Annotated in this window: 29 protein-coding genes; 16 read left to right on the forward strand and 13 right to left on the reverse strand. The window is 71.8% G+C overall.

What is annotated here, in order from left to right; all coding sequences use genetic code 11:
* Positions 1–442 precede the first annotated feature (442 nt).
* Together ABZ135_RS23360 and ABZ135_RS23365 are read left to right on the forward strand one after the other, a co-directional pair.
* A complete protein-coding gene (locus ABZ135_RS23360; protein ID WP_356698170.1) occupies positions 443–1123 on the forward strand; it encodes an HNH endonuclease family protein in 681 nt (226 codons plus the stop codon).
* Between the two features lie 37 nt (positions 1124–1160).
* Positions 1161–1511 carry a hypothetical protein gene (locus ABZ135_RS23365; RefSeq protein WP_356698171.1) on the forward strand — a complete coding sequence of 117 codons (351 nt, stop codon included), beginning with the start codon at positions 1161–1163 and terminating at the stop codon, positions 1509–1511.
* Positions 1512–1599: 88 nt separating this feature from the next.
* Here the strand turns inward: ABZ135_RS23365 and ABZ135_RS23370 are convergent, their stop codons facing one another.
* Complete coding sequence (locus ABZ135_RS23370) at positions 1600–2082, reverse strand: hypothetical protein (protein WP_356698172.1); 483 nt, start codon at positions 2080–2082, stop codon at positions 1600–1602.
* 555 nt (positions 2083–2637) lie between these two features.
* On the opposite strand from ABZ135_RS23370, the gene ABZ135_RS23375 reads away from it, so the two are divergent.
* Positions 2638–4407, forward strand: coding sequence for a hypothetical protein (locus ABZ135_RS23375; protein WP_356698173.1), 1770 nt, complete (start codon positions 2638–2640; stop codon positions 4405–4407).
* A gap of 105 nt (positions 4408–4512) precedes the next feature.
* Here the strand turns inward: ABZ135_RS23375 and ABZ135_RS23380 are convergent, their stop codons facing one another.
* From ABZ135_RS23380 to ABZ135_RS23390, 3 genes are all read right to left on the reverse strand, one after another.
* The gene (locus ABZ135_RS23380; protein ID WP_356698174.1) at positions 4513–5007 is read right to left on the reverse strand and encodes a hypothetical protein; all 495 of its coding nucleotides are present in this window, start codon (positions 5005–5007) and stop codon (positions 4513–4515) included.
* Between the two features lie 79 nt (positions 5008–5086).
* Positions 5087–5305, reverse strand: coding sequence for a hypothetical protein (locus ABZ135_RS23385; protein WP_356698175.1), 219 nt, complete (start codon positions 5303–5305; stop codon positions 5087–5089).
* Between the two features lie 114 nt (positions 5306–5419).
* Positions 5420–5770 carry an SH3 domain-containing protein gene (locus ABZ135_RS23390; RefSeq protein WP_356698176.1) on the reverse strand — a complete coding sequence of 117 codons (351 nt, stop codon included), beginning with the start codon at positions 5768–5770 and terminating at the stop codon, positions 5420–5422.
* A gap of 509 nt (positions 5771–6279) precedes the next feature.
* Between ABZ135_RS23390 and ABZ135_RS23395 the strand changes: the two genes are divergently transcribed.
* A complete protein-coding gene (locus tag ABZ135_RS23395) occupies positions 6280–6627 on the forward strand; it encodes a hypothetical protein (protein WP_356698177.1) in 348 nt (115 codons plus the stop codon).
* 159 nt (positions 6628–6786) lie between these two features.
* Positions 6787–7227: a hypothetical protein gene (locus ABZ135_RS23400; protein ID WP_356698178.1), complete on the forward strand. Its 441-nt coding sequence runs from the start codon at positions 6787–6789 to the stop codon at positions 7225–7227.
* 53 nt (positions 7228–7280) lie between these two features.
* On the opposite strand, the gene ABZ135_RS23405 is transcribed toward ABZ135_RS23400, so the two are convergent.
* The 3 genes from ABZ135_RS23405 to ABZ135_RS23415 all read right to left on the reverse strand — a co-directional run bounded on the left by ABZ135_RS23405 (position 7281) and on the right by ABZ135_RS23415 (position 8838).
* Entirely contained in the window at positions 7281–7424 is a 144-nt protein-coding gene (locus ABZ135_RS23405; RefSeq protein ID WP_356698179.1) for a hypothetical protein, read from the reverse strand.
* 314 nt (positions 7425–7738) lie between these two features.
* A complete protein-coding gene (locus ABZ135_RS23410) occupies positions 7739–8377 on the reverse strand; it encodes a hypothetical protein (protein ID WP_356698180.1) in 639 nt (212 codons plus the stop codon).
* Between the two features lie 65 nt (positions 8378–8442).
* Positions 8443–8838 (reverse strand): hypothetical protein, encoded by a 396-nt coding sequence (locus ABZ135_RS23415; protein ID WP_356698181.1) that lies wholly within the window; start codon positions 8836–8838, stop codon positions 8443–8445.
* Between the two features lie 143 nt (positions 8839–8981).
* On the opposite strand from ABZ135_RS23415, the gene ABZ135_RS23420 reads away from it, so the two are divergent.
* The 8 genes from ABZ135_RS23420 to ABZ135_RS23455 all read left to right on the forward strand — a co-directional run bounded on the left by ABZ135_RS23420 (position 8982) and on the right by ABZ135_RS23455 (position 14496).
* Complete coding sequence (locus ABZ135_RS23420) at positions 8982–9221, forward strand: hypothetical protein (protein ID WP_356698182.1); 240 nt, start codon at positions 8982–8984, stop codon at positions 9219–9221.
* Positions 9218–10201, forward strand: coding sequence for a hypothetical protein (locus tag ABZ135_RS23425; protein WP_356698183.1), 984 nt, complete (start codon positions 9218–9220; stop codon positions 10199–10201). Before ABZ135_RS23420 ends, ABZ135_RS23425 begins: the two co-directional genes overlap by 4 nt.
* Positions 10202–10207: 6 nt before the next feature.
* Positions 10208–10543 carry a DUF6233 domain-containing protein gene (locus tag ABZ135_RS23430; protein ID WP_356698184.1) on the forward strand — a complete coding sequence of 112 codons (336 nt, stop codon included), beginning with the start codon at positions 10208–10210 and terminating at the stop codon, positions 10541–10543.
* Between the two features lie 95 nt (positions 10544–10638).
* Complete coding sequence (locus tag ABZ135_RS23435) at positions 10639–10878, forward strand: hypothetical protein (protein ID WP_356698185.1); 240 nt, start codon at positions 10639–10641, stop codon at positions 10876–10878.
* Between the two features lie 324 nt (positions 10879–11202).
* The gene (locus ABZ135_RS23440; protein ID WP_356698186.1) at positions 11203–11664 is read left to right on the forward strand and encodes a hypothetical protein; all 462 of its coding nucleotides are present in this window, start codon (positions 11203–11205) and stop codon (positions 11662–11664) included.
* A 327-nt stretch (positions 11665–11991) separates the two neighbouring features.
* Positions 11992–12429, forward strand: coding sequence for an RNase adapter RapZ (locus ABZ135_RS23445; RefSeq protein WP_356698187.1), 438 nt, complete (start codon positions 11992–11994; stop codon positions 12427–12429).
* A 281-nt stretch (positions 12430–12710) separates the two neighbouring features.
* Positions 12711–13076, forward strand: a complete 366-nt coding sequence (locus ABZ135_RS23450; protein WP_356698188.1) for a hypothetical protein — start codon at positions 12711–12713, stop codon at positions 13074–13076.
* Positions 13077–13605: 529 nt separating this feature from the next.
* Positions 13606–14496 carry a hypothetical protein gene (locus ABZ135_RS23455; protein WP_356698189.1) on the forward strand — a complete coding sequence of 297 codons (891 nt, stop codon included), beginning with the start codon at positions 13606–13608 and terminating at the stop codon, positions 14494–14496.
* 34 nt (positions 14497–14530) lie between these two features.
* Here the strand turns inward: ABZ135_RS23455 and ABZ135_RS23460 are convergent, their stop codons facing one another.
* The 4 genes from ABZ135_RS23460 to ABZ135_RS23475 all read right to left on the reverse strand — a co-directional run bounded on the left by ABZ135_RS23460 (position 14531) and on the right by ABZ135_RS23475 (position 17189).
* Complete coding sequence (locus tag ABZ135_RS23460; protein WP_356698190.1) at positions 14531–15100, reverse strand: hypothetical protein; 570 nt, start codon at positions 15098–15100, stop codon at positions 14531–14533.
* Between the two features lie 124 nt (positions 15101–15224).
* Positions 15225–15668: a hypothetical protein gene (locus tag ABZ135_RS23465; RefSeq protein ID WP_356698191.1), complete on the reverse strand. Its 444-nt coding sequence runs from the start codon at positions 15666–15668 to the stop codon at positions 15225–15227.
* Positions 15669–15690: 22 nt separating this feature from the next.
* Positions 15691–16275, reverse strand: coding sequence for a hypothetical protein (locus ABZ135_RS23470; protein WP_356698192.1), 585 nt, complete (start codon positions 16273–16275; stop codon positions 15691–15693).
* Positions 16276–16310: 35 nt separating this feature from the next.
* The gene (locus tag ABZ135_RS23475; protein ID WP_356698193.1) at positions 16311–17189 is read right to left on the reverse strand and encodes a hypothetical protein; all 879 of its coding nucleotides are present in this window, start codon (positions 17187–17189) and stop codon (positions 16311–16313) included.
* Positions 17190–17880: 691 nt separating this feature from the next.
* Here ABZ135_RS23475 and ABZ135_RS23480 point away from each other — a divergent pair.
* The 3 genes from ABZ135_RS23480 (at position 17881) to ABZ135_RS23490 (ending at position 19804) form a co-directional block, all read left to right on the forward strand.
* Positions 17881–18513 (forward strand): hypothetical protein, encoded by a 633-nt coding sequence (locus ABZ135_RS23480; protein ID WP_356698194.1) that lies wholly within the window; start codon positions 17881–17883, stop codon positions 18511–18513.
* 273 nt (positions 18514–18786) lie between these two features.
* Positions 18787–19134 carry a hypothetical protein gene (locus ABZ135_RS23485; RefSeq protein ID WP_356698195.1) on the forward strand — a complete coding sequence of 116 codons (348 nt, stop codon included), beginning with the start codon at positions 18787–18789 and terminating at the stop codon, positions 19132–19134.
* Between the two features lie 7 nt (positions 19135–19141).
* Positions 19142–19804, forward strand: coding sequence for a hypothetical protein (locus ABZ135_RS23490; RefSeq protein ID WP_356698196.1), 663 nt, complete (start codon positions 19142–19144; stop codon positions 19802–19804).
* Positions 19805–19827: 23 nt separating this feature from the next.
* Here ABZ135_RS23490 and ABZ135_RS23495 read toward each other — a convergent pair whose 3' ends face one another.
* Together ABZ135_RS23495 and ABZ135_RS23500 are read right to left on the reverse strand one after the other, a co-directional pair.
* On the reverse strand, positions 19828–20361 hold the full coding sequence (locus ABZ135_RS23495) for a hypothetical protein (RefSeq protein ID WP_356698197.1): 534 nt from the start codon (positions 20359–20361) through the stop codon (positions 19828–19830).
* A 91-nt stretch (positions 20362–20452) separates the two neighbouring features.
* Positions 20453–20680: a hypothetical protein gene (locus ABZ135_RS23500; protein ID WP_356698198.1), complete on the reverse strand. Its 228-nt coding sequence runs from the start codon at positions 20678–20680 to the stop codon at positions 20453–20455.
* Positions 20681–20708: the final 28 nt, after the last annotated feature.

Below are 20708 nucleotides of genomic sequence, written 5' to 3' on the forward strand. Positions count from 1 at the left end.
CCAAGTGGGCGGAGGCTGAACTGGGGGCCTAGCCTCAGCCGTTCTGCTGGCCCTTAGACAGCATCCACGCCAACAACTGCACCAGTGCGCCGCAGCCTCCCTCCAGTTATGGCAGGCTGGCCGCATCGAAGGCCCGTGCCCACATCCGCCAGCTCTTGGCGTAGGAGTCGACGGTGCTGAACGGGGTGACCGCATCGGCCAGATCCTCGGCCTCGGCCAGCCGATGGGCGGCGTCGAAACCCCCGCTCGGCACCGCTCAGTGAAGTCGTTCGGTTCAACTACGCCGAGGACGAGAGGTACCGGCGCCGTTTCGCAGCACCGTGCGGCGGCCCGCACGGTGCTCTGCGACTGATCGTTTCCCCGGTGAATCTGTTCCTCCAGAAGACTGACTCACCGCCGGATCGCCCAGGCCTGCGGCTCGACGACCGCTACCCCTGCGGTCGTGATCAAGAACATGCTGCGCGGCCTTGCCGCGCTCTCCGTTGCCCTGACCCCGCTCGCCCTTCCCCAGGCCGCGCTCGCAGCCCAGGGGCCGACTGCCGCGGAGGTGTTGACCCTCGCGGCCGCGGTCAAGCAGATCCCGATTGCCGACGAATCCAGGGAGGGCTATACCCGCGACCAGTTCCGCCACTGGAACACCGGCCTGGACCCGGCAGACGGCTGCAACACCAGGGCCGAGGTGCTTCTCGACGAGGCCGTCGAATCGCCGACGGTCAGCGCCGGATGCAAGCTCGCCGACGGCCGGTGGATCTCGTACTACGACGGCCAGGAGGTCACCGACCCGGGCAAGCTCGACATCGACCACATGGTGCCGCTCGCTGAGGCCTGGGACTCCGGGGCGTCGACCTGGGACGCGGAGCGGCGCGAGGCGTACGCCAACGACCAGGGCGTCGCGACGTCGCTCGTCGCGGTGTCGGCCCGGTCGAACCGGCAGAAGGCCGACCAGGACCCGCGGGAATGGATGCCGCCGGCTCCGGAGGCGACGTGTCGCTACGTCTCGGAGTGGGTCGCCACCAAGCTGCGCTGGGGCCTGTCCGCTGACCTGGGCGAGGCCGACGCTCTGGTGCTGTACGCCGAAGGCCCGTGCGAGGACGAGATCGTCCACTACACGCTCGCTCCCTAGTTCGCCCCCCACTCCCCCGGTATCAAAGGAACCGAACGTGATCCTTCGTAGGGACCTCGTCGCTGCCCTCTCCGCCACAGCGCTCGCCGCCGGGCTCACCTTGACCGCAGCCAGCCCGGCCAGCGCGGCATCCTGCCCCTCCTCCGCCTCCCCCGTCATCCCCGGCGCCAAGGCCCACTGGAGGCTGAGCTGCTCCGGCAACACCCTCAAGGTCTACGGCTGGGTCGAAGACACCCGCGCCGACGGGGACTGCGCCTTCGTCTTCGCGCACGCAGGCAACGGAGGTCACGACAGCGCCGATGCATGCGGCTGGGGAGCACGCACCAACTTCGACATGGTCTTCACCCGCACCAAGACCGCTGAGGTACGCCTCCAACTCGAAAACTGAGATCACCAAGAAGGCGGCGCTCAAACTCGATTCGCCCAGCTCCAAGAGCTGGGCGACCTGGCAGGGCCGCGTCGGGCACGGGAAGCGCTCATGCTTTGCCTAGCGGATCAAGAGAGGCCTCAGTGGAGGCGTCTGCGATCCCGTACCCGTCCCGCAGCAGTGTGAGGGCCCCTTGGCGCAGCTCGCTGGCGTTCGTTTGGCCAATGCCAAGACGTTCCATGATCACGGCAAGCGGAACGGCCTCCGCGCGGATCTCAGAAGGGGGAACGTCGGGGCACGCGGCCAGCAGCAGGCGCGCTACGCGGCGCGCGGATCGTTGGCGAGGCGTGAGCTCGGCGTAGTCCTCTGCAGCCTGAGCTGCTGCCTCAGCACGGGCAGTACGCGCTCGCAACTCGGCGGTGACAAGGTCCAGGCGCACGGTAGTGAGGTCTGCTGGCACAGAGAGACGGGCGTAGACGTGCGCGACTTCGGCGAGTGCTTCCGCCGTATCGCGGGCCCCGTAGGCGAGCACTGTCAGGGCCTGTTGGGCCAAGTCGCGCGCCTTGGCGGCGTGATCGGAGTCGGGGCTCACAGGGCTAGGGGTCGTGGCGGGGTGCGCGTTCATGCCGCTCGCCGCCTGAGCTGGAATCGAGCCTGCTTCGGACGCCTCGGAAGAGTTCACATCGTGCTCAACGACTCAGAGGAACCGGCGTACTGCTCTCGGCAGCACGGACCGCTCAGCGTCGTTTCCGGCACCAGGCGCTCCTTCTCCTGCCCGGGCGCCCCGGGGCCAAGACCTGGCTGACCAGCCGTCACGAACGGCAGATGGTCCTCACGAACCCATGGCCGATCCGCGAGAAAACTCGGTCACCGTCGCCCTCGTTCCGGCCCACGTTCCGCACGCAGCGCCCGGCGGACTACGGCGGCAGTTTCTGCTCCCTCCCCGACGGACCCGGTCGACGGCGGCCGTGCGGCGATTCTTGCTCAGCAGCCGGTCACGGACCTGTACAAGTTCGCGAAGCGGCCAGCGGGGCGGGACTGCGGTTGGGCAGGATGGGAGTTCTCCCCTTGCTGGAGGTCAATGGTGACCGAGCACGCCGTAGGCCGGTCCGTCCGTTCCATACCCCGAAGTGGATCTTTAGAGCCCGTGACGCGAACCACCCGCAGCATCATTCCCCGGCAGGCACCGGCGCCTGCCGCTGAACCATCAGCTCCACTGGCTTTCCAGAGCGTCTTCCGCGTTCCAGCCGGCGCCGGCATCATCCCGGAAGTCTGCAGGATCACGGCCCAATGGCTCAGCGACAAGTTCCGACAGCCCGCCCCGTTGGAGACCGGCACCCACTTCCTGCGTGATCATGTCGTACTGACCACGCAGGCGGCGTACCACGCTGACGGTGCCGAGCACGGGCTGCGGATCCAGCTTCGTGAGGACAACCCGGAAGCGACGTGGCGCGTTACGGTCACCGCTGTCACCCCGGCTGCTGGCGAGCAGGCGGTGTGCGTGACGCTGGAGTGCTTCGACAACGGCCTCGCGGCGCTGCGGCCGGCGAGGCCTGCGCTGGTTGAGAAGCTCGTGGGAGCGTTACGGCCCCGTGATGGACTCGCTCATCTCACGCTGCACGCCCAGGTCGTGAACACTGGCGGAGTCGACACGCTCGTCGACATCCTGTGCGACCCCGATCGACGCCTCCCGGTCGTCGTCGCCGCCTGCCCGCTCCAGCCCGGATCCCTGTGGTCACAGCGGCTGCAGAAGATGATGCCGAAGTGCGCCGGTGACGCCTCCCTCTACCTCCTGGACGACATCGAGGCGGTCGACGCCTTCCGGCGGGTGATCGGAGAGCATCACCGGGTCGCTCCCGGCGCGGTGCGCACCTTCCTGCCCGATGTTGATCCGGCCTGGCCGCCCGACGGTCCCCGGCACCGCCTGCTCACCGGTGCGCGGATCAGTGATCCGAAGGATCTCGCTTTCCTGTTCGTCGCCCGGCAGGTCCAGCGGCACGCGCGGGAGGCGGAGCTCCCGGGGGCGCTGCTGACGGTGTCTTTCCCGGATGAGCAGCAGCGCAAGCAGGAAGAGCGTCGTGCCGTGCAGGATGCGGCCCGCGCACACGCCCAGGCGGTCCCGGCCCATGCTCTGGAGAAGGAGGTCACGGTGCTCCGGGAGGAGAACGGGATCTTGGCGCAGCTTCTGTCCGAGGGTGACCGGGATCTGTCCGAGGCCCGCCGCCGGGAAACGCTCGCCGAGCGGACGGTGCAGCACCTTCGCCAGCAGCTCCAGCAGTTGACCGAGAGCTACCACCGGGAGCTCGAGGACCATCTGCTGACGCTGGAGGACGTCGAGCGTGCGCAGAACGAGGCTCGGGTGCTGCGCCAGCGGTTGCACGCGCAGGGCCGGCACGCGGACACGGTCGTCCTGGAGCAGGCCGCGGCTCAGCCGGCGACGTTCGAAGAGCTGACGCAGCGCCTGGACGAGCTGGAGCACGTGCTGTTCACAGCCGACACGGCAATCGTCGTGTCGCTTGACGACCACGAGCTGGCGCGGACGTGGGCGGCGAAGGCGTGGCAGGGCCTGCGGTCGCTCGACTCCTACGCGCAGGCGCAGAAGGAGGGACTCGTGAACGGCGGATACTTCGAGTTCTGCAAGACCGTCCCCGTACCGGGCGCCCGCATATTCCCTGTAAAGCAGATCGCTATGGGCGAGACGGAGGCCACCAGGACTGCCTGGGGCGGCGAGCGGATCTTCCCCGCCCCGACGGAACTGGAACCGAGCGGACGGATGCCGATGTTCGCGCATCTGAAGCTCGGCTCGAAAGGAACCATTTCCCCGCGGATCTACTTCTACGACGACAGCCGCGGGGTCACCGGCAAGGTCGTGATCGGGTACCTGGGTCCCCACCTCACCAACCGCAAGACCAGTTGACCCGAGCCCTGTCCGCGACAAGCCCGGACCCCCTCGTCCTCGCCGAGGTCCAGGCTTGCCCACCAGCCGGGGAGCAAAGTGACGCGGGGAAGGGTCGCCCCGGGCTCACTGGCCGTAGGTGCTGCGGCAGAGGTCGGGGACGCCGTACGGGACCCCGATGCGGACAGCCTCCCGGCACAGCGCACGCATGTCGGCGGGGCGGCCGGCGGGGACCGGCTGCGGCACCCTGCTCTTGGACGGCTTGCTGCGCTTCTTCCTCGGTGCCTTCGCGGCCGGCGCCTTGGCCTTCTCTCGCAGTGGAGCCGCGCGAGGACGCTCGGGGGCGGCCGGCGGGGGCGCAGGCGGCGAGCTCGGGCGGGCCTTGGCATCTCGGGTCCGGCGCGGCGCTGCCGGGGTGGTGTCTTCGAGCGCTTCACGGGGTGCGGCCTGGGTGGGCGAAGACCACTCGCTGGGCAGCGGCGCGGGCGGCCGGTCGTCGGCGGGCGCGAGGCCCGCGGGTGGCCGTACGGGGTGGGTCGGCGGTGCTGCGGGGACCGCTACGCAGCCGGTGAGCGCGAGAAGGACACCGAGGAAGAGCGGGGCGGTGTGGCGGGGGTGCATGGGCCCACGATCGCGGAGCGGCACTCCGGCGGGGGTGAGACCTGCGGGTGATCCATCACGACGGGTGACATGGTCGGGGTCACCGGGCCTGCTGCTCGTCCCCCCGTGGGGGCCAGCGTTTCACCAGACGCTCGGTGCCGTCGGGCGTCTGCTCGACGAGCGAGACCAGCGCGCCGGGCGCACTGCCGTACAGGCCCACCCAGGACGTCCACCGGCGCTCCGCCGGCTCCTGCTCGTCCCAGGTGCCGGTCACCCGCGGGCCCCCCTCGCGGAACTGGATCACGGCAACGTACGGCATCGGGCTTCCTGGTCGGGCGGTGCGGGCGGCGGCCTGGCCGTGGTGAACGCCGACGAGCACCACGACCAGGCCCCCGCAAGTGTCTCCCGCGCCGCCGGGAAAAGCGCCGTACGGTCAGTCGAGTTGCATGCAGACGTGCTTCTTCACGTACTTCTTGGCCACCCAGCCGGTGGCGCCCTCCCGGATGCCCGAGGCGGAGCGCTCGTCCAGGCGCACCTTGTACCAGGTGCCGCGCTCGCTGAGGAGCGCGACGTCGTCGCCCTCGCGCAGGTGCCCGAGCGAGCGGTAGTTGGTGCCGGGTCCGCTGCGCAGGTTCACCGAGCCGCCGCCGGTGATGTGGAAGCCGCACGGGTTGGTCGGCAGGGCCCTCGTGGAGGCGGGCGCGGTGTGCGGCTGGGCGGCGGCCGGAGCCGCGGGCGCGAGGAGCGCGGCGGCCACCGCCGCGTAGATGAGTGTGGATCGCATGATCGTCCAACCGGTGCCGGCCGGTCGCGCGTCACGGCCCGCCGCGCGGCGCCACCCCCACGAGGGACGCCCCCCCCCCGCCCTCGACGGGCTCGCCGGTACGCCGCCCACCGCCCCTCGTTGGGCAGTGCATGGTCTGGGACATGGGATGGGACACGCGGGGGACGGGGCGGCACCGACGGCCGGACGGCGAGCCGCGACCGCCCCGACCCTGCACGTGCGGTCGCTGCGAAGAGCAGGCGTACTGCGCCCCGCGCACCGGACCCGCCCGGCACGCCAAGCCCGACGGCACGACGTGGCCCGCGACGAAGCCGCCGGCCCCGCTCGAAGACGAGGACCAGGAGCACACCGACACCGGCGCAGCGAACAGCGGGGGCGGCGCGGTCGTGCTGCCCTTCCGGCAGACACGACCCCGCCGACGACGGCGAGGCTGACCGCGTGCCCGGTTGCCCGGTACGACGCACCTCGTTGGCCCGGCATGAACAACACCCTCCAGGAGATGCCACGCCGTGAATAACCTCTCCGCCGTACGCGCGCAGGAGTACGCCAAGGTGTACGACGAACTCCTCCAAGCTGCTGCCCGCCTCGACATGCTGCGGCGCCTGGAGGGCGGCGACCACGACCCCCGTGCCAGCGCCGCCATGTACGGGCTCCAGTTCGCCGCCGTCATGCTGTGGCCCGCGGTCCCCGGGAGCCCGCCGCCCGGCTACCGCCACGACAGCGAGAAGCTGCTCCACCTCGCCGTCGACTGGCGCGAGGTCGCGCTCGGCCTCGGCAGGTTCCAGCCGGAGCGCCCCTCCTTGCGGCTGGTGGCACGCCCCGCTCCTCAGCCGCGGCCAGGGCATGGCCAGGGCTGACTCCTTGGCTTCCGCTCACTCGCTGGCCGGGGCGGGAAGACCAAGTTGCGCAGGCGGTGAGCCGAAGGGCTGACCTGAGGGGCGTGCCAGCGTGCCACACGAAACGCTTCACCGGCCTCGATGCAGGCTTCTTACAGTTACCGGACGAAAGGGCGTCTCGTGAAATTCGCAAGCAAGCTCGCAGCCGTCGGCGCGGCAACGGCATCGCTGGTTCTCCTGGGCGCCGGAGGTGCCCACGCCCAGGACAACGACGGGCCACTGTCCTCGCTCCTCAGCGCCCCCGGCCGCATCCTGGGCTGCCTCATCCCGTCGGGTTGCGACAACGACACGGGCGGAGGCGTCACGGGTGCCCAGGCGGTCAGCAACACGGAGGAACTCGCTCCGGGGGAGTACACCGTCGTCGTGGCGCACTGTCCTCAGGGACAAGTCGCCACCGGTGGTGGCTTCCACGCCGGAAGCGGTATCGACCTCGAATCGTCGGGTCCCAACCTGGCGCTGAGCGAGACGCAGCCCAATGGCTGGACTGCCAGCGGCAGAAACATCGGCCAGGGGCCTGCTCTCCTTGGGGCGACGGCCGTCTGCGTGGACGCAGCCCAGTAGGCTTCGCATCCGGCCGCGGGGATCAATGGAACCGTGGTTGGCACTGAGATTGATCATGGTCCGGGGCCAACTAGCGGCGAAAACCGCCGGTCGACGTCGTCCATGTAGAAGAACCGCTCCATCTCCGGGCGCGTCGGCTCCTCAACGAACCGTCCGTACGCCCCGGCCTGCTCATCCGTCAGAAACTCCATCGGCACGCGGCGGACGGTATCCGCCGGCCGACTGCCTCATACGATCTTCGGCCGAAGTCGAGCAGACCGGGCGATCACTGTGCTAGCAAGCAAGATCCTTCCTTACCGCTAACCACGTCCTGATTGATCCCCGAGGCCGGTCCTGCACCGCGACCGCCTCGCCCTGCGCATCCACGACGGCCGGGCCGGCGGCGCGGCGCGCGCCGCCGGCCCGAGCAGCCGGGCGCCAAGAATCGTTCGGCTTGCCGGTCCGGCTACACCGAGGTCATCGCGTCTGACCCGCCCGGCGGGGGCCTCTCGGGATGTGCACAGGGCGTCGATCAGCCGGTGGCGTCGTCGTCGATCGCTCCGCTGACCTGGGCGATGAGCCGGATGACCTGCTCTGCGTCGAAGGACCAGGTCCGCGACTCCTCGTCGTACCGGCGCGGGCGCGGGTAGTCGTCGGCGCCGGCCAGGGTCTTCCAGTCCGGCCAGGCCGCGGCCGTCTCGTCGTCCGGGTCCTGCTCCTCCTGCTGGTCGCGGTCGTCCCGGTAGCGGGCGGCGACCAGCCGCACGTCGATGCGCTCCGGCTTCAGACCCGCGCTGACGTCGGTGAAAACGGTGGTGCAGCCACCGCGGGCCAGGTGCCAGGCCGCCTCGTGATCGAGGGTGGCGAACCAGCCCCGCGCCGCACACCCGTCGTACAACTGGTCCAGGACCTGCTGGGGCATGCCCTTGCCGCGCAGCAGCACCACGAGGGGGAGCCGGGGGCGGGGCAGGCCCTCGGGGGCCGGGGTGCCGAGGTAGCGGGTGATCTGCTCGCGGGACCGGCGGCCGAGCGCAGCGGCGATCTTGTTGGCGGACATGCCGCCGATGTGGTGGGCGTCGCGGACGGTCTGCTCGTAGTGGGCCTGCTCCTCGTCGCGGCGGGCGCGTGCGTCACGGACGCGCTGTGGCCAGTCGGGGACGGGGACGGTCATGGTGAACTCCGATCGGAGAGGGGAGGGCGGCCCGCTCGGGCGGGCCGCCGTGAGGGCCGGTGTGGTCAGGCGTCGTACAGGTCGGCCTCGGCCGCGCCGCGCTCGCGGTCGACGAGTCGGCGCACCTGCTGCTCACGCTCGTAGGCGGCACCGGCCGCCGCCTCCAGCGCGGTGCACGCCTCACTCGCGCCGGACCGGGTGACGGCGGCCCTGGCCATGTCGAGCGCGGTGGCCACCAGCAGCTCGTGCGCCTGCCGGGCCGCCTCCACCTGCTCCGCCGCCACCCCGGCCGGCCGGACGAAGTTCCGGCGCTCGTGCTCGCCGGTCTCCTCGATCGCCTCGTCCAGCTCGTAGCCCTGGACCGCGACCAGATCGGCGACCACACCCGCGATACGGAGCATCGTGTAGGAGCTGACAACTCCGGTGTACAGCCGGTCCATCGGCGACGGCGCGAACTCCATGGACAACCACATCCCTTCTCGGGGGCAGACCCCAACACCTGCACGACCACCATGCAACTTGCACGGTCACCGTACAGCTTGCACGGTAACCGTGCAAGGCGTTCCGGTTGAACCGGAAATCGAACAAGTGTTTTGATTGGAGGGTGGAGCACCAGCCCTTCCCCCTCGACCTCGTCCGCACCCAGACCGCGTGGACGGCCACCTACACCGCGCTCGCCGCGCCCGGCCCCGGCGGCACGACGGCGCTGCGGCGGCGCCTGCTGCGCCTGTCCACCCGCCTGTACTGGCATCCCTACTGGGCGACGCCCGGCGCGGGAACGGCGGGGCGGGTCGAGCTGCGGGCACGGGTTCGTGAGGGACGCGGGGAGAGGGTGGCGCCGTGAGCGCGTCGGTGATCATGCACGTGCGGTGCCGGCCGGACACCGAGCCGGAGACCTACCGCGCGCTCCTCGCGCTCCTCCAGGACCTCAGCCCCCTCGTGCAGCCCCTCCCGCCCGCCGCCGCGCTCGTCCAGATCGGCGGGACGCTCCGCGTCCACCGCGCCGACCCCGGCACGCTCGCGCAGCGCACCCGCGTCCGCGCCCTCCTCCACGGCATCGACACCCACATCGGCGTCGCCAGCACCTGGGCGACCGCCGCGACCGCGTCCGCCCACACCGGGCCCTCCGGGGTGCTGTGGCTGCCCGACGAGCGCGCGGAGCAGCAGTTCCTCGCCCCGCTCGACATCTCCGCCCTCTACGGCGTCGGCGCCACGACCGCCGAGACGCTGCGCCGCTACGGCCTGCACACCATCGGCGCGCTCGCCGACCAGCCCGAGCACGTCGTCTGCCGCCTCGTCGGCAAGCAGGGAAGGGTCCTGCGCGAGCGCGCGCGGGGTGTCGACCGGCGCACCGTCACGCCCAGCCGCCTGCCGGCGGCCGCCACCGTCTCCCACGCCTTCGAGCGCGACATGCTGGACCCCGTCCTGCTCCGGGCCGCGCTCCTCGACCTCGTCGCGACCCTCGCCGAACGGCTCCGCGCCCGGGAGCAGATCGCCCGCGGCCTCACCCTCACCGTGCGGCTCGCCGACGGCGGCCGCATCGAGCGCACCCGCCGCCTGCCCGTCCCCTCGGCCCACACCGACGACCTGCGTACCGTGCTGTGGCAGATCTGGGACGCCATGGCCTACCAGCGCGCCCGCATCCGCCGCCTCGTCCTCACCGCCGAAGACCTCACCCCCGCCGAGGAGGGCCCCGGCACCCAGCTCTCCCTCGACCCCGCCCGCGAGGCCCGCCACCAGGTCGAACCGGTCCTCGACGCCATCAACGCCCGGTACGGCCGGACCCTGGTCCGGCCCGCCGGCGCCTACCGCAAAGCGGGCTGATGGCCTGTGCTCGACCTCCCGGACGACCTCGGGCGGCTGCGGATCCTGGAGCGGCTGGCAGAGATCATCCTGCGCGACATCCGCATCAAGATCACCGAGGCCGAGAAACGCGAGCGAGCGATGCGGCCCGTCCGCGAGCTGCGGAACGCCCGCTGGGTGCTGTCCCACCTGCGCCAGGGCGGACACCCCGTCGAGGACAGCGTCCACCTCAGCGACTGCACCATGGCCGCCGAGCACACCCGCCCGCTCACCCGCGAGCAGGCCGTCGAGCTCCTCACCGGCCACACCGAGCGGGCATGCCCGATCTGCCGACCCGACACCGACCTCGGCATCCTCGAATAAGCCGGCACCGTGACGTCATGCCCCCACGGGTCTACGTTGGAAGAGTCAGGGGTGGAGCGAGCGGCCCCGCTCCTGACCCTCCCCCAGGACAAGCCATGATCATCACACGCAGGGCCGCGACCGCAGGCATCGCGGCAGCACTCGCCTTCGGCGGCACAGCAGCACTGACCGCCACTCAGACCCTCAGCTCCCCGGACTCGTCCGGCGTCGTCCAGGCCGACCGGCAAAAGCCCCGGCCCACACAGCCGACATCCCCTCCCGGCCTGAGCCGTGCAATCCTCGAGGCAGATCTCGACCGCCCGGATGAAGCGAACACCCCGCGGCTCACAGCCTGACCCCGGACTGTCACTCCTGGTGTAGTGGGCTCAGTTGACGAGCTTGTCCAGGCAGTTGCGGTAGGCGTCGCGTGCGGGGCGCACCGCCTTGGCGGCCTTCGTCAGCTCGGTTCGTGGTGTCTGGACTGCCCACAAGATCACACCGACTCCGTGTTGCGACGAGCGCCCTCGGGGAGGTGCAGGCAAAGGCTTGGGGGCGGCCCCGAGCAGATAGAGCGTCCCCGGGCCTGGCCGGTCCGCGTCGTGTACCCGGACCGTCGCCGGGTTCCGGTCACCAGCAGCACCGGGCGGTGACCGGCGGCGGGCGGGGCCCGTTAGCCGGGCATGTCCCTTCACCACCTGCTTCCGCCCCCTGACGAGCCCGAGCCGCGCGAGCCGTGGCCCGGCGAGGAGGAAGCCCTCGCCCAAGCGGCCGCCGCCGGCCGGCGCGCAGCGGCCTGGATCCGCAAGCTGCCCCACCCGCCCGGCGACACCTGGATCACTGGCCGGCTCCCCGACGCGGTCGAGGACGCCCTGACCTCCCTCGACCCCGGCGACGAGACGGCGCTCGCCCCCGACGCCCGCGGCGGCCTGCCCGAGACGACCGAGCAGACACTGGCCGGCCTCATCTACGCCATGCCCGAAGCCTCCGCCTGCCTCACGCCCGAGCAGCAGATCGCGCTCCTGGCCATCGTCCACTGCGCCGCCGGCATCCCGCGCCTGCTCGCCAACGACCCCGGCACCGTCATCACCGACGGCGAACTGGCGGCGCTGTGCAAGGTGCTGGACTTCGCCACCCGAACCTGAGAGCCGCGGGGCCCCGCGCGCTCGCTGTGCCGCCGACCCCGGCGGCATCCTCACCGGTGCAACAGCCCCACGGTGATGGCCCAGGCAAACCCCACGGCGAGCACCAGCAGACAGCCGGTGAACATGATGCGCATGCCCCCAGTACACCGCCCCCGGCGCCCGCCCCGACTTAGGCGCAGTCAGGCGCGCCCGGCGTTCACCCGGAACAGCTCGGCGGACGGACGGGCCCGCACCACCATGGTGCGGGCGGCCTGGAACAAGGAGCCAACCGGAGTGGCAAGGGGCAACCCCTTCCGCGCTCCTGGCCGGCTCGGGATCGTGGTGGGCATGCAGATCACACACCTGGACGGGCCGGGCCCCGTCGCCGCTGTCATCCGCTCGATCGGCGTCCTCCACGACGGCGCCCACCAGCTCGTCACCGACGGCCTCTACCTCGACCTGCGCCACGCCCTGCGGAACCCCGCCGACGACCCCGCCCTCTGCGACCGCACCGGCCTGGACCCCGAGGTCTACGACCACGTCCTGCACACCCCCGGAGCGCGGGAGCTGATCGCCCGGACCTCCGTCCAGCTCCGCGCCTTGGCCGACGAGGTACCCGTGGGCCGTCTCGCCCGTCTCACGGTGGCCTGCCAGGGCGGCCGGCACCGGTCCGTGGCCGTCGCCGAAGCGATCGCCCGCGAGGTCTGGGCCGCCTGGGACGGCGAGGACGGCGTCGACGTCGAGCACCACCACATCGACCGCCCGCTCCTGCCCGCCTCCAACTGACGGCGCGGCACTCCCCCAGGACGCGTCTTGGTATCCGGTCTCGGCGAAGGTGGCGAACCGGTCGGGCGGTTCAGCGGTCCTTCTGGTGCGGCGGACACCGGTCTCCCCGGCGCTTTCCTGTGCCGCCGTCCGCGAAAGAGCGAAACGCCCCTGACGTGATCAGGGAAACCCCGCCGGCAATCCAGGCGTACCGCCTCCGCCCGGCACTTACGTGACCGCACCTCCCTCCATCCGATCGGAGAAAACAACGGACGGACTTGGCGGGCATCCGCTGACTGCTCATGCTCGTTGAGCAGCGTATGAGCAGCGCCTATGACCGTGCCGCGCTAGTCGGACCCGTCGTCCTAACCCTCGCTGAGAGTCTGGACCTGACCGTTGACGAGGCTGTGGCGCTGGCCAACGACCTCGCCCATCGCGAGCCGACGGGACCCACCCTTCGAGCCGTGCTTGGGGATCCGGATGAGCCCGACGCCAACGGGCTGCTGACCGACGAGCAGCTCCTCTCCGTCGTCCGCCGCATCGTGACCGTGCACATGCCAGATTCCTACCGCCAGATGCGCGCGCAGTTCCGTACTGGCGGACACCGCGCGGGAGAAGCGCGCCTGCGGTCCGCGTGGGCACGTGTCCTAGACGCGCCCAGCGCGTGAGGCACTGGTGGGCCGGCCTGCGGGCGGACCCCGACGACCAGGTGGAGCGGTTGGCCGAGTGACCCCGGCCGGGCGCCCTTCGTTGAGCCGGGCGTCCGCGTGCACCCAGGGCCCGGAGGCTGTCATGGCGACCGTTCTCCGGGTCTTGGCCGGACCGTTCGCTGGTCGCGCCCGGAGTCGCTCCCGGGTCTCCTCCCGGGGCACCCACCGGGTCGCATCCTGGGCGCACCGGCATTCTCTGGCGCGGGCCTTGGGCAGCGCTGTTACCAGCACATACGACGGGATTTCTCCGGCGCTGGCCGCCGACTCCTTGTCTGTGGCGCTCTCCACGGCTGGACAGTCGGGTCTGCCTGATGCTCCTCGTTGCGCTACGGTGCCTTCGGCTGGACGCGCACCGCCACCCGCCGCAGGCCGACGCCCACGCCGTCGTCCCGCGATCGGCCAAGGTCCTACGGGGCCCGCGGCCCCGACGCTGTTCCTCTTCGTCGACGGGCGGCGTGGGCATGCCCGTCGAGTCCGGAGAAGACCGATGCCGCGTCACCAGAGCACCGCTGCCCAGCGCGCCCGCCAGGCCCAGCGCGAGACCGGGGGCAAGTACACCGCCGAGCTCCGCAAGACCCAGGCCGGAAGCCGGCCCGGGCCGTTCACCCTGGGGAATCTGCTCACCGCCTGCGGGACCGCGCCGGACTGGACCGGCGAGAACCCGGTCGTCGCCCCCGAGTGGGCACCGGAGATGTTCGACTTCGCCCCGCTGGGCGGGCCGGTGCCGTACTCGGCCGTCCTGGTGCTCCTCGGTCTGCTGGCGCCCGCGAGCAGGTCCACCGAGCTGGAGTTGGAGTCCCGGAACGGCTTCCACTCGCTGATCGTGGCGTGCGGCGGCCGCCGCTTCGAGATGGTCCTCTCCCAGGACGACTACGTCACCGAGCGGTGCCGCGTCCCCGGCTGTGAACTTGGTCCGGTCTCGGCGCACTCGATCCCCTACTGTGCCCACCGGCACCTCGCCGAGCGGTCCGGGGACGAGCTCGTCGAGATGGCCGCGGCGTGGGGGAACGCCCAGCATGAGGAGTTCAGCGCCCAGAGCCCCGCCGCCGTGCCGCTGGGCGAGGAGGGCGACCATCTGATCGCGGCCGCCGTCGCCCAGTGCGCCCTCTTCCCGGTCCAGGCCGCGCTGATCACGTCGGCCTACGAGCAGCCGGACATGGTCGACGTCGTGTACTTCGGCGAGCAGGCGATGGCGGTGCAGCATGCGATGGACACCGAATACTTCCGGCTGATGCGGGTGTCCGAGGCAGCGCGCCTCCGCATCCAGAAGCTCGCCGGGGGGCGCTGTGCCTGCGGTGCGGCGCTCCAGATCGGGGCGGGGCCGAAGGTGCCGCCGCAGTTCTGTTCGGCTGCCTGTGCGGCCGCCGCAGGGCGGTAGCGGCTGCACGCCGCCCTGGTTGGCCCTGTCAGACCTAATGGGTCTGACAGGCGCTGGCCTCGGGCGAGGGGTCGCGCTGCGGGGGAAGTTCGATCAGGCGCATGTTCGCGATGGTCGCCACCGGGACCTTGTACCGGCCGAGCAGCGCGTGGACCCACCAGCGTGTCAGTACCTGGGTGAGCTGGTCGCCGAGCGTCGCCCGGTGGACCTCGGCGAGGAACGCATCGCGCTCCGCGCCTTTCAGGAGCTGCAGCACGGCGCCGATGGTGGGCTCGTTGTTGCCCAGGGCGCGGACGCAGGTGAAGTCGGCCTCGTCGACGTCGCCCCACTCGATCGCGGGGCCGCCCTCCTCGTCGGCCGCCGTGAGCTGTACCGGCAGGGCGACGACCAGCTCGTCCGGCACACAGTCCTGGAGCACGGTCACGGCGTCGGCCGTGATCGACTCCGTGAGGCGGCGTACGGCGTCCTGCGGTGTCTCGGCGCCCGTGCCGGTGAGCCCGAGGGCCGGGCAGTGAGCGGTGTAGAGACACGACGTGGCGCCTCTCTTCCCGCGGTTCCGGACGGTGGTGCGGGTGATGACGATGACGGCGTGCGTATGCTGCACCTGCGGTCCGCCCCTTCGTGGTTCGGCTGGAGAACGGGCCCGGCAGGTGAGGGCGGCGGACACGCGTCCGCCCCGGCCGGGCCGCAGGGTCTAACGGGTACGGGCGGGGCGGGGATGTGCCGCGTCAGGCCAGGCCGGCGGAGGCGTTGTGGTCCCAGCCGTCGTCTCGCTGCATGTAGCCAAGCATCGAGCGGGAGTGGCGGGCCCAGCCGCCCTGGTCGGCGATGGCGATGGCGTCGCGGCCGGCGCGGCGCGCGACGGAGGCCAGGCCGATGCGCAGCGAGTGCCCGGTCCAGGCGACCGGGACCCCGGCCCGGGTCGAGATCCGCTTGATGGCGGGGGTGACGGAGTCGGGCACCATGCCGCCGGTGACGCGGCCCCAGCGGTCGATACCAACGAAAGCCGGAGTAGAGGGGTCGGCCCACCGCTCGCCGTGCTCGGCGACCAGCCGGCTGCGGTACGCGGTGTGCGCGCGGACCGGGCAGATCTCGGGATCGTCGAGCGGATCTTGGCGTTGCGCACCGAGTGCTTGGTCTTGCCGGTGAGCACGGCGAAGACCAGGCCGCACGGGTGCAGGGTGACGTCGCCGGTCAGCAGCCGGCCGGATCCTGGGAGCGGCAGGCGTAGTGGAAGCCGGTGAGCACCAGGGTCTTGTCCCGGTCGCCGGTCAGGGTGTCGGGGCAGGTGCGGGCGATGGCCCGCAGCCCGTCGATGTCACCGCCGACCGCCTGTCCGCGGCCGCGCCGTTCCCCGGCCTGCAGCAGCTTGACCGCCAAGCCCTCCAGGGTGGCGCGGGCCTCGGCCTGGTCGTCGTCGGAGACCTTCACGCCCCGCTGGCGCAGTCCGACGACGGCGGCCGCCAGGTGGGTGGAGGCCGATGACGGGGCGTAGCCCGTGCCGTTCTGTCGGCCCTCGCGCAGCATCCACGCCACGAACGCCACCAGCGCGCCCCGGCTGCCCTCGTGCTCCGGCAGCCGGGCCAAGGCGCAGAACCGTTCCCACACCCGCCAGCTCTTGTCGTAGGTGTCGACGGTGTTGTCTGGGGTGATCTCGGCGGCGACCGCGTCGGCCAGGTCCTCGGCCTCGGCCAGGCGCCGGGCGGCGTCGACGCCGTGGCGTTCGGCCCACCGCTCGATGAGCGCCTGGCGCTCGGCGGCCTCCAGGTCCAGCGACACCGGCCGGACATCATGGGGGCCGGGGGGCGGTCGACTCAGATACGGCCGTCACCGCGCAGCTCCTCTCGGTCTGTTTCGGGGGTGATGGTGTAGCTGAGCCCGGGCAGGGTGCCTCCCCAGTTCTGGGTGGTCGCCCATTCCTGGGCCTGGATGTCGATGACGCCGTCCGGCACGAGTTCTGTGCCGTTCCAGTACCAGCGGGCCAGGCCGTTCGCGGGCCGGGCGAACTGCACGCCGTACGCGATCAACGGGATGCCGGACCCCTGGTAACCGCTCGTCTCCATCGCGCTGTGCACCAGCCGCACCACGAGGTCGAGCTCAGCTCGTGCCTCCTCGTAGCTCCGATAGCGGGGCGGCGGGGTCCAGCCCGGGGTACCGACGATGACGCCGACGACGAGGGGCGGCGCGGTGGACACCGTTCCGACATCGACCACGAGCCGGGGACGGATAGACAGCTCAGGCTCCTCCGCGGCCTCGAAGCACAGCCGCCACTCCCGCTCGTGCAGCCAGTCCACGCGCCCCGGCTCATAGGCCACGCAGCGGTTGTACGTCTTCGGAGACAGGCTGGCCTGCATCACGGCGCGCTCCTCGTAAGAAACGTGGAGGACGGGCCGGGCCCCGGCCTCCACGAGCTGTCGACGGTCGAGCACGAGGCCCCACGGGTCGTAGGGGCGGCGTGCGCCGGCGCCGTCGCGGAGCATGACGCGGCGTGCCTCCTCACTCGCTTCGCTGAAGCAGAGCACCGGGGCGTCGGCCCCGAAGACCGGGGCCCCGCGCAGGGCCCCGCCCTGCAGGATGCTCACCAGCCGGTCCTCGGCGCTTCCCTCCGCGAAGTCCGGCGGCAGATCCCGCGGCGACCGGGGGCGTCCGGTGAAGTGGACCAGGGTGTCGGGCAGGTCGGGGTGCGTGCTCACGTCGGGTGTCCTCCCCTTCGCCGACGCGCGTTCCGGCGGGTCCGGATGCCCGTTCTGTCGCGTCGGAGGTTATCCGACGCGACCTCGCCCGTCCGCGAATCGCGGACGGGTTCCCGGGAGCCTGGGCAGCTTGCCCGGCCGAATCGGGTGATACCGGGATCTCCCATCTATATAGGGAGGAAGCGTCGAACAGCCTCGGCGGGGCGGACCGGCGGGACAGACTGATCGCGGGTAGGCGCCCGAGCCGACCTCGCCCCCGTCAAGGGGGTTCATCTAGCGGGCGCTGAGACCGTCCCCGCAGAACGCGCCCCGGGGCCCGGGCGCAAGATCGTCCGTCGTCGCACCACACAGAGGAGCACGGCACGCCAGGGCCCGCGCTGTGGCGTGCCCGCTTTCCCGTGTACGACGTCCTTGCCTCTGCGCTGCCCGAGTTCCTCGGGAGCCTCTCCGCCGGCCTCGCCATCGCCACCATCACCTGGAGCGTCCGGCGCCTGCGCGCCCGGCGCACCCGGCGGAGCGAGTCCGCCCCCTCAGCCGCCGTGCACCCCGCGCGTGAAGACGGTCAAGCCTGCGGCCCCCGACCGCACGGGGAGGCGTGATGACGCAAACGAGTCGGCCTAAGGCGCACTACCGGACCGTGGATACGCACCGGCATAATCGTGTCACTTTCAGTGATCACCGGGGAGGGTGCGTGTTCAAGACGTGGCGCGAGGAGTACCGGGCCAACCAGGCCCTGAAGCGCCAGATCGAGCAGGACCAGTGGGAGCAGGAGAAGCGGTGGCGTGAGGAGGACCGGGCCGCGCGACAGAAGGCCCTTGCGGAGAACTCCACCGACATGGAGGAGCACAACGCCAACATCAGGGCGGCCACCGGCGTCTCGTACCTGACCCTGGTCTGCCACGAGGACACTTGGACCTTCATGGCCATCCGCGCTTTCGGCCAGTGGAAGCCGGCCTGGACCCAGAGCACCCGCCTCACGGGGGTTATGGACCAGCCGCACCACCCGGGCATCCTGGAGGAGAAGCGGTTCAGCGTCGACCCGAACCTGCCCGAGGGACGGATCAGGAAGCTCTCGGAGGGCCCCGCCCACAGGGGGATGCAGGAGATTCTCCTCTCCGGCCACAACCTCGCCCAGCTCTTGAAGGCGCTGCAGGAGGGGACCAAGGAGGACGACGTCGCGGCCTCCGCCCGCTGCAGCCGCCTCTACAACAAGCTCGTCGAGTTCGTGGACCTGATCGACCCCGGCGCCGAGGCCGGCCAGACCACCGGGGTCCGCTACCGCATCGACGACAGCCTCGATGCGGCGCACGTGAAGAAGAACTAGTCCGACTACGGAGTTCGAAGGACCAGAGCCGCCCCGGCCGGTGACGCGGGGCGGCTCTGTCCCGCAGGGCCGGGCCTCACGCTCCCCAGTCCGCACCCGCGCGCCGGGTACCCGACCCGGCCCGCGGCAGTTTCCTGACACCGATTCGCGTCCCTCTCCTGTCGTCCACCGCCCCTCTCCACAGAGGGGGTGAAGGGCAGCGCGCCCTTCACGGGGTGCTGCCTGGAGGCCGAGGGAGATGGCACGGCGGGCACCGAGGCAACGGCGACATCGGTGACGACGGTCGCGGACGACAGGACGGGCGAGCAGCTCGCGGAGGGCCTGCTGCAGGGCGTGGGCAACGAGTGGATGCGGGCCGCCACCCGGCTGGTGGGCAGGCACCGTGACGGGTTCTGGCTGCGGCGGTTCCTGACCGAGCAGGACCCTCAGCCGGAGCACCTGCAGTACGTCGACCGCAGCGGCACGCATCCGAGCGTGAACTGGATCGGCCTCGCCCACCGCCTGATGAACGAGTTCCCCCTCACCGACGCCCCGCGGATCCAGGCGGACGGCGCCGCGCCCGGGCCGACGCCCGGGCGGTGGGCCGAAAGCCGCCCAGAGGGTGAGGGCCGGACGGCATAGTGCGGGGGTGACCGTGACACCGGACCGACTGGCCCTGCCCTCCCGCCGGCGCCGCCACGCGCGGCTGATCGCCGCCCTCACCACGCTGATCGGTGCCTGCGCCGACGCAGCGGGCGCGGTGTACGAGCCGATCGCCGCCGCCCCGCCCCACCAGGAAGGGGTGGAGGTGGACCCGCTGCCGTGCATCCAGGTCAGCCTCTCCGCCGCTCTCCTGCTGGACCGGGCCCGTGCCGAGGACGATGCCCGTTGGCCCGCCGCCGCAGCGCGCGAGCGGGAGGAAGCCCGGCGGACCTACGCGGCGCGGTGCGCCGTGGCGGCCGCCGAGGAGCTTGCCGAGTCGGCCGATCCGCCCGGGGAGCACAGTGTGCCGCTGCCGACCCCGGAACAGGCCGCCGACATGGACCTGGTGAGCGCCGGTGCCGATGTCGCCGACCAGTGGCGGCAGGCGCCCGAGGAGGCGGCCGCTCTGGTGCGCGAGCTGGTCGCCGGCGGCGAGCTCACCGCGGACGAGGTCCTCGACTCAGCCGTCGACGCCGCGGTGGACGCCGCCCTGCTCGCGCTCCAGCAGGCGCGCACCGCGCCCGATCCGAGCACGGCGGCCGAGCTCTGCCTGAGCGCCGTCCCCCACATCACGCTCGCGATCTCCCTCGCCAGCGCCGACCTGGACTGACCGACACCGGCCCGGGCGCCGGGTCAGTCCTCGCTGCCCTGCGCGTCGCCGATGACGACGCGCAGGGCGTGCACGTTCTGCAGGACGTCGATGACCGCTTCCTCGACCCCGCCGAGGGCCTGCCGGGTGCCGGCGGCATCGCCGCGCTCGGCGTGCAACTGGGCCGCGAGCGCGAACGTCGCCGCCATCACGGCGGCGAAAGACGCCTCCCGCCCCGGCGCCGGCTCCTCTGAATCGGACTCCGAGACCTGCATCGCAGTGCGCTCCAACCGGTTCACCAGGACGCTGGTCGCGAGGTCGCTCTCGGGCCCCACCTGCTCGTTCCAGCCGACCACGGCGTCGAAGATGTCGACGATCTCCTCGTCCTCCGGACGCCGGGTCGAAGCGGTGATCTCCAGTTCCGTCTTCGCGAGCAGGCTCCCCAGCAGGTGCAGACGGTCCTCTTCGAGCGGTCCTTCCGGCCGAAGGTCCGGATCCGCCACCGGCGCCGCCCCCAGCGCAGCCAGCGCTGCATAGACCTGCTCGGCACTCACCGGCCGCTCGCTGCTGATGCTCATACACCCAGCTTCACCGCGCAGCCCCCGCCCCGCACCCACTCGTACGGCATCGGGCGCCGGCCGGCGCCGCCCGTACGGCAGGGTGGGCCGGTCATGCCGGCTCCCAGTCCCGCAGCGCCAGACCGGTGTCGAGCACCGCGTCCAGGTTCCCGGTGACCCAGTAGCGGCTCCCGGGCGTCACCTGGCCGCCGGCGGCCGCGAGGACTCGGGTCCCGACCGGCGCGAGGACCTGCCCCCGATGCCACCCCGACAGCGACACCAGGACAGTACGCGGTCCGGCGCGCACCACCGTCGCCACCGTTCTGTGACCCTCACCCACGACCACCGCCCCCTTCCGTGCACCTGGG

Source organism: Streptomyces sp. NPDC006339 (assembly GCF_040612775.1).
Taxonomy (GTDB): Bacteria; Actinomycetota; Actinomycetes; order Streptomycetales; family Streptomycetaceae; genus Streptomyces.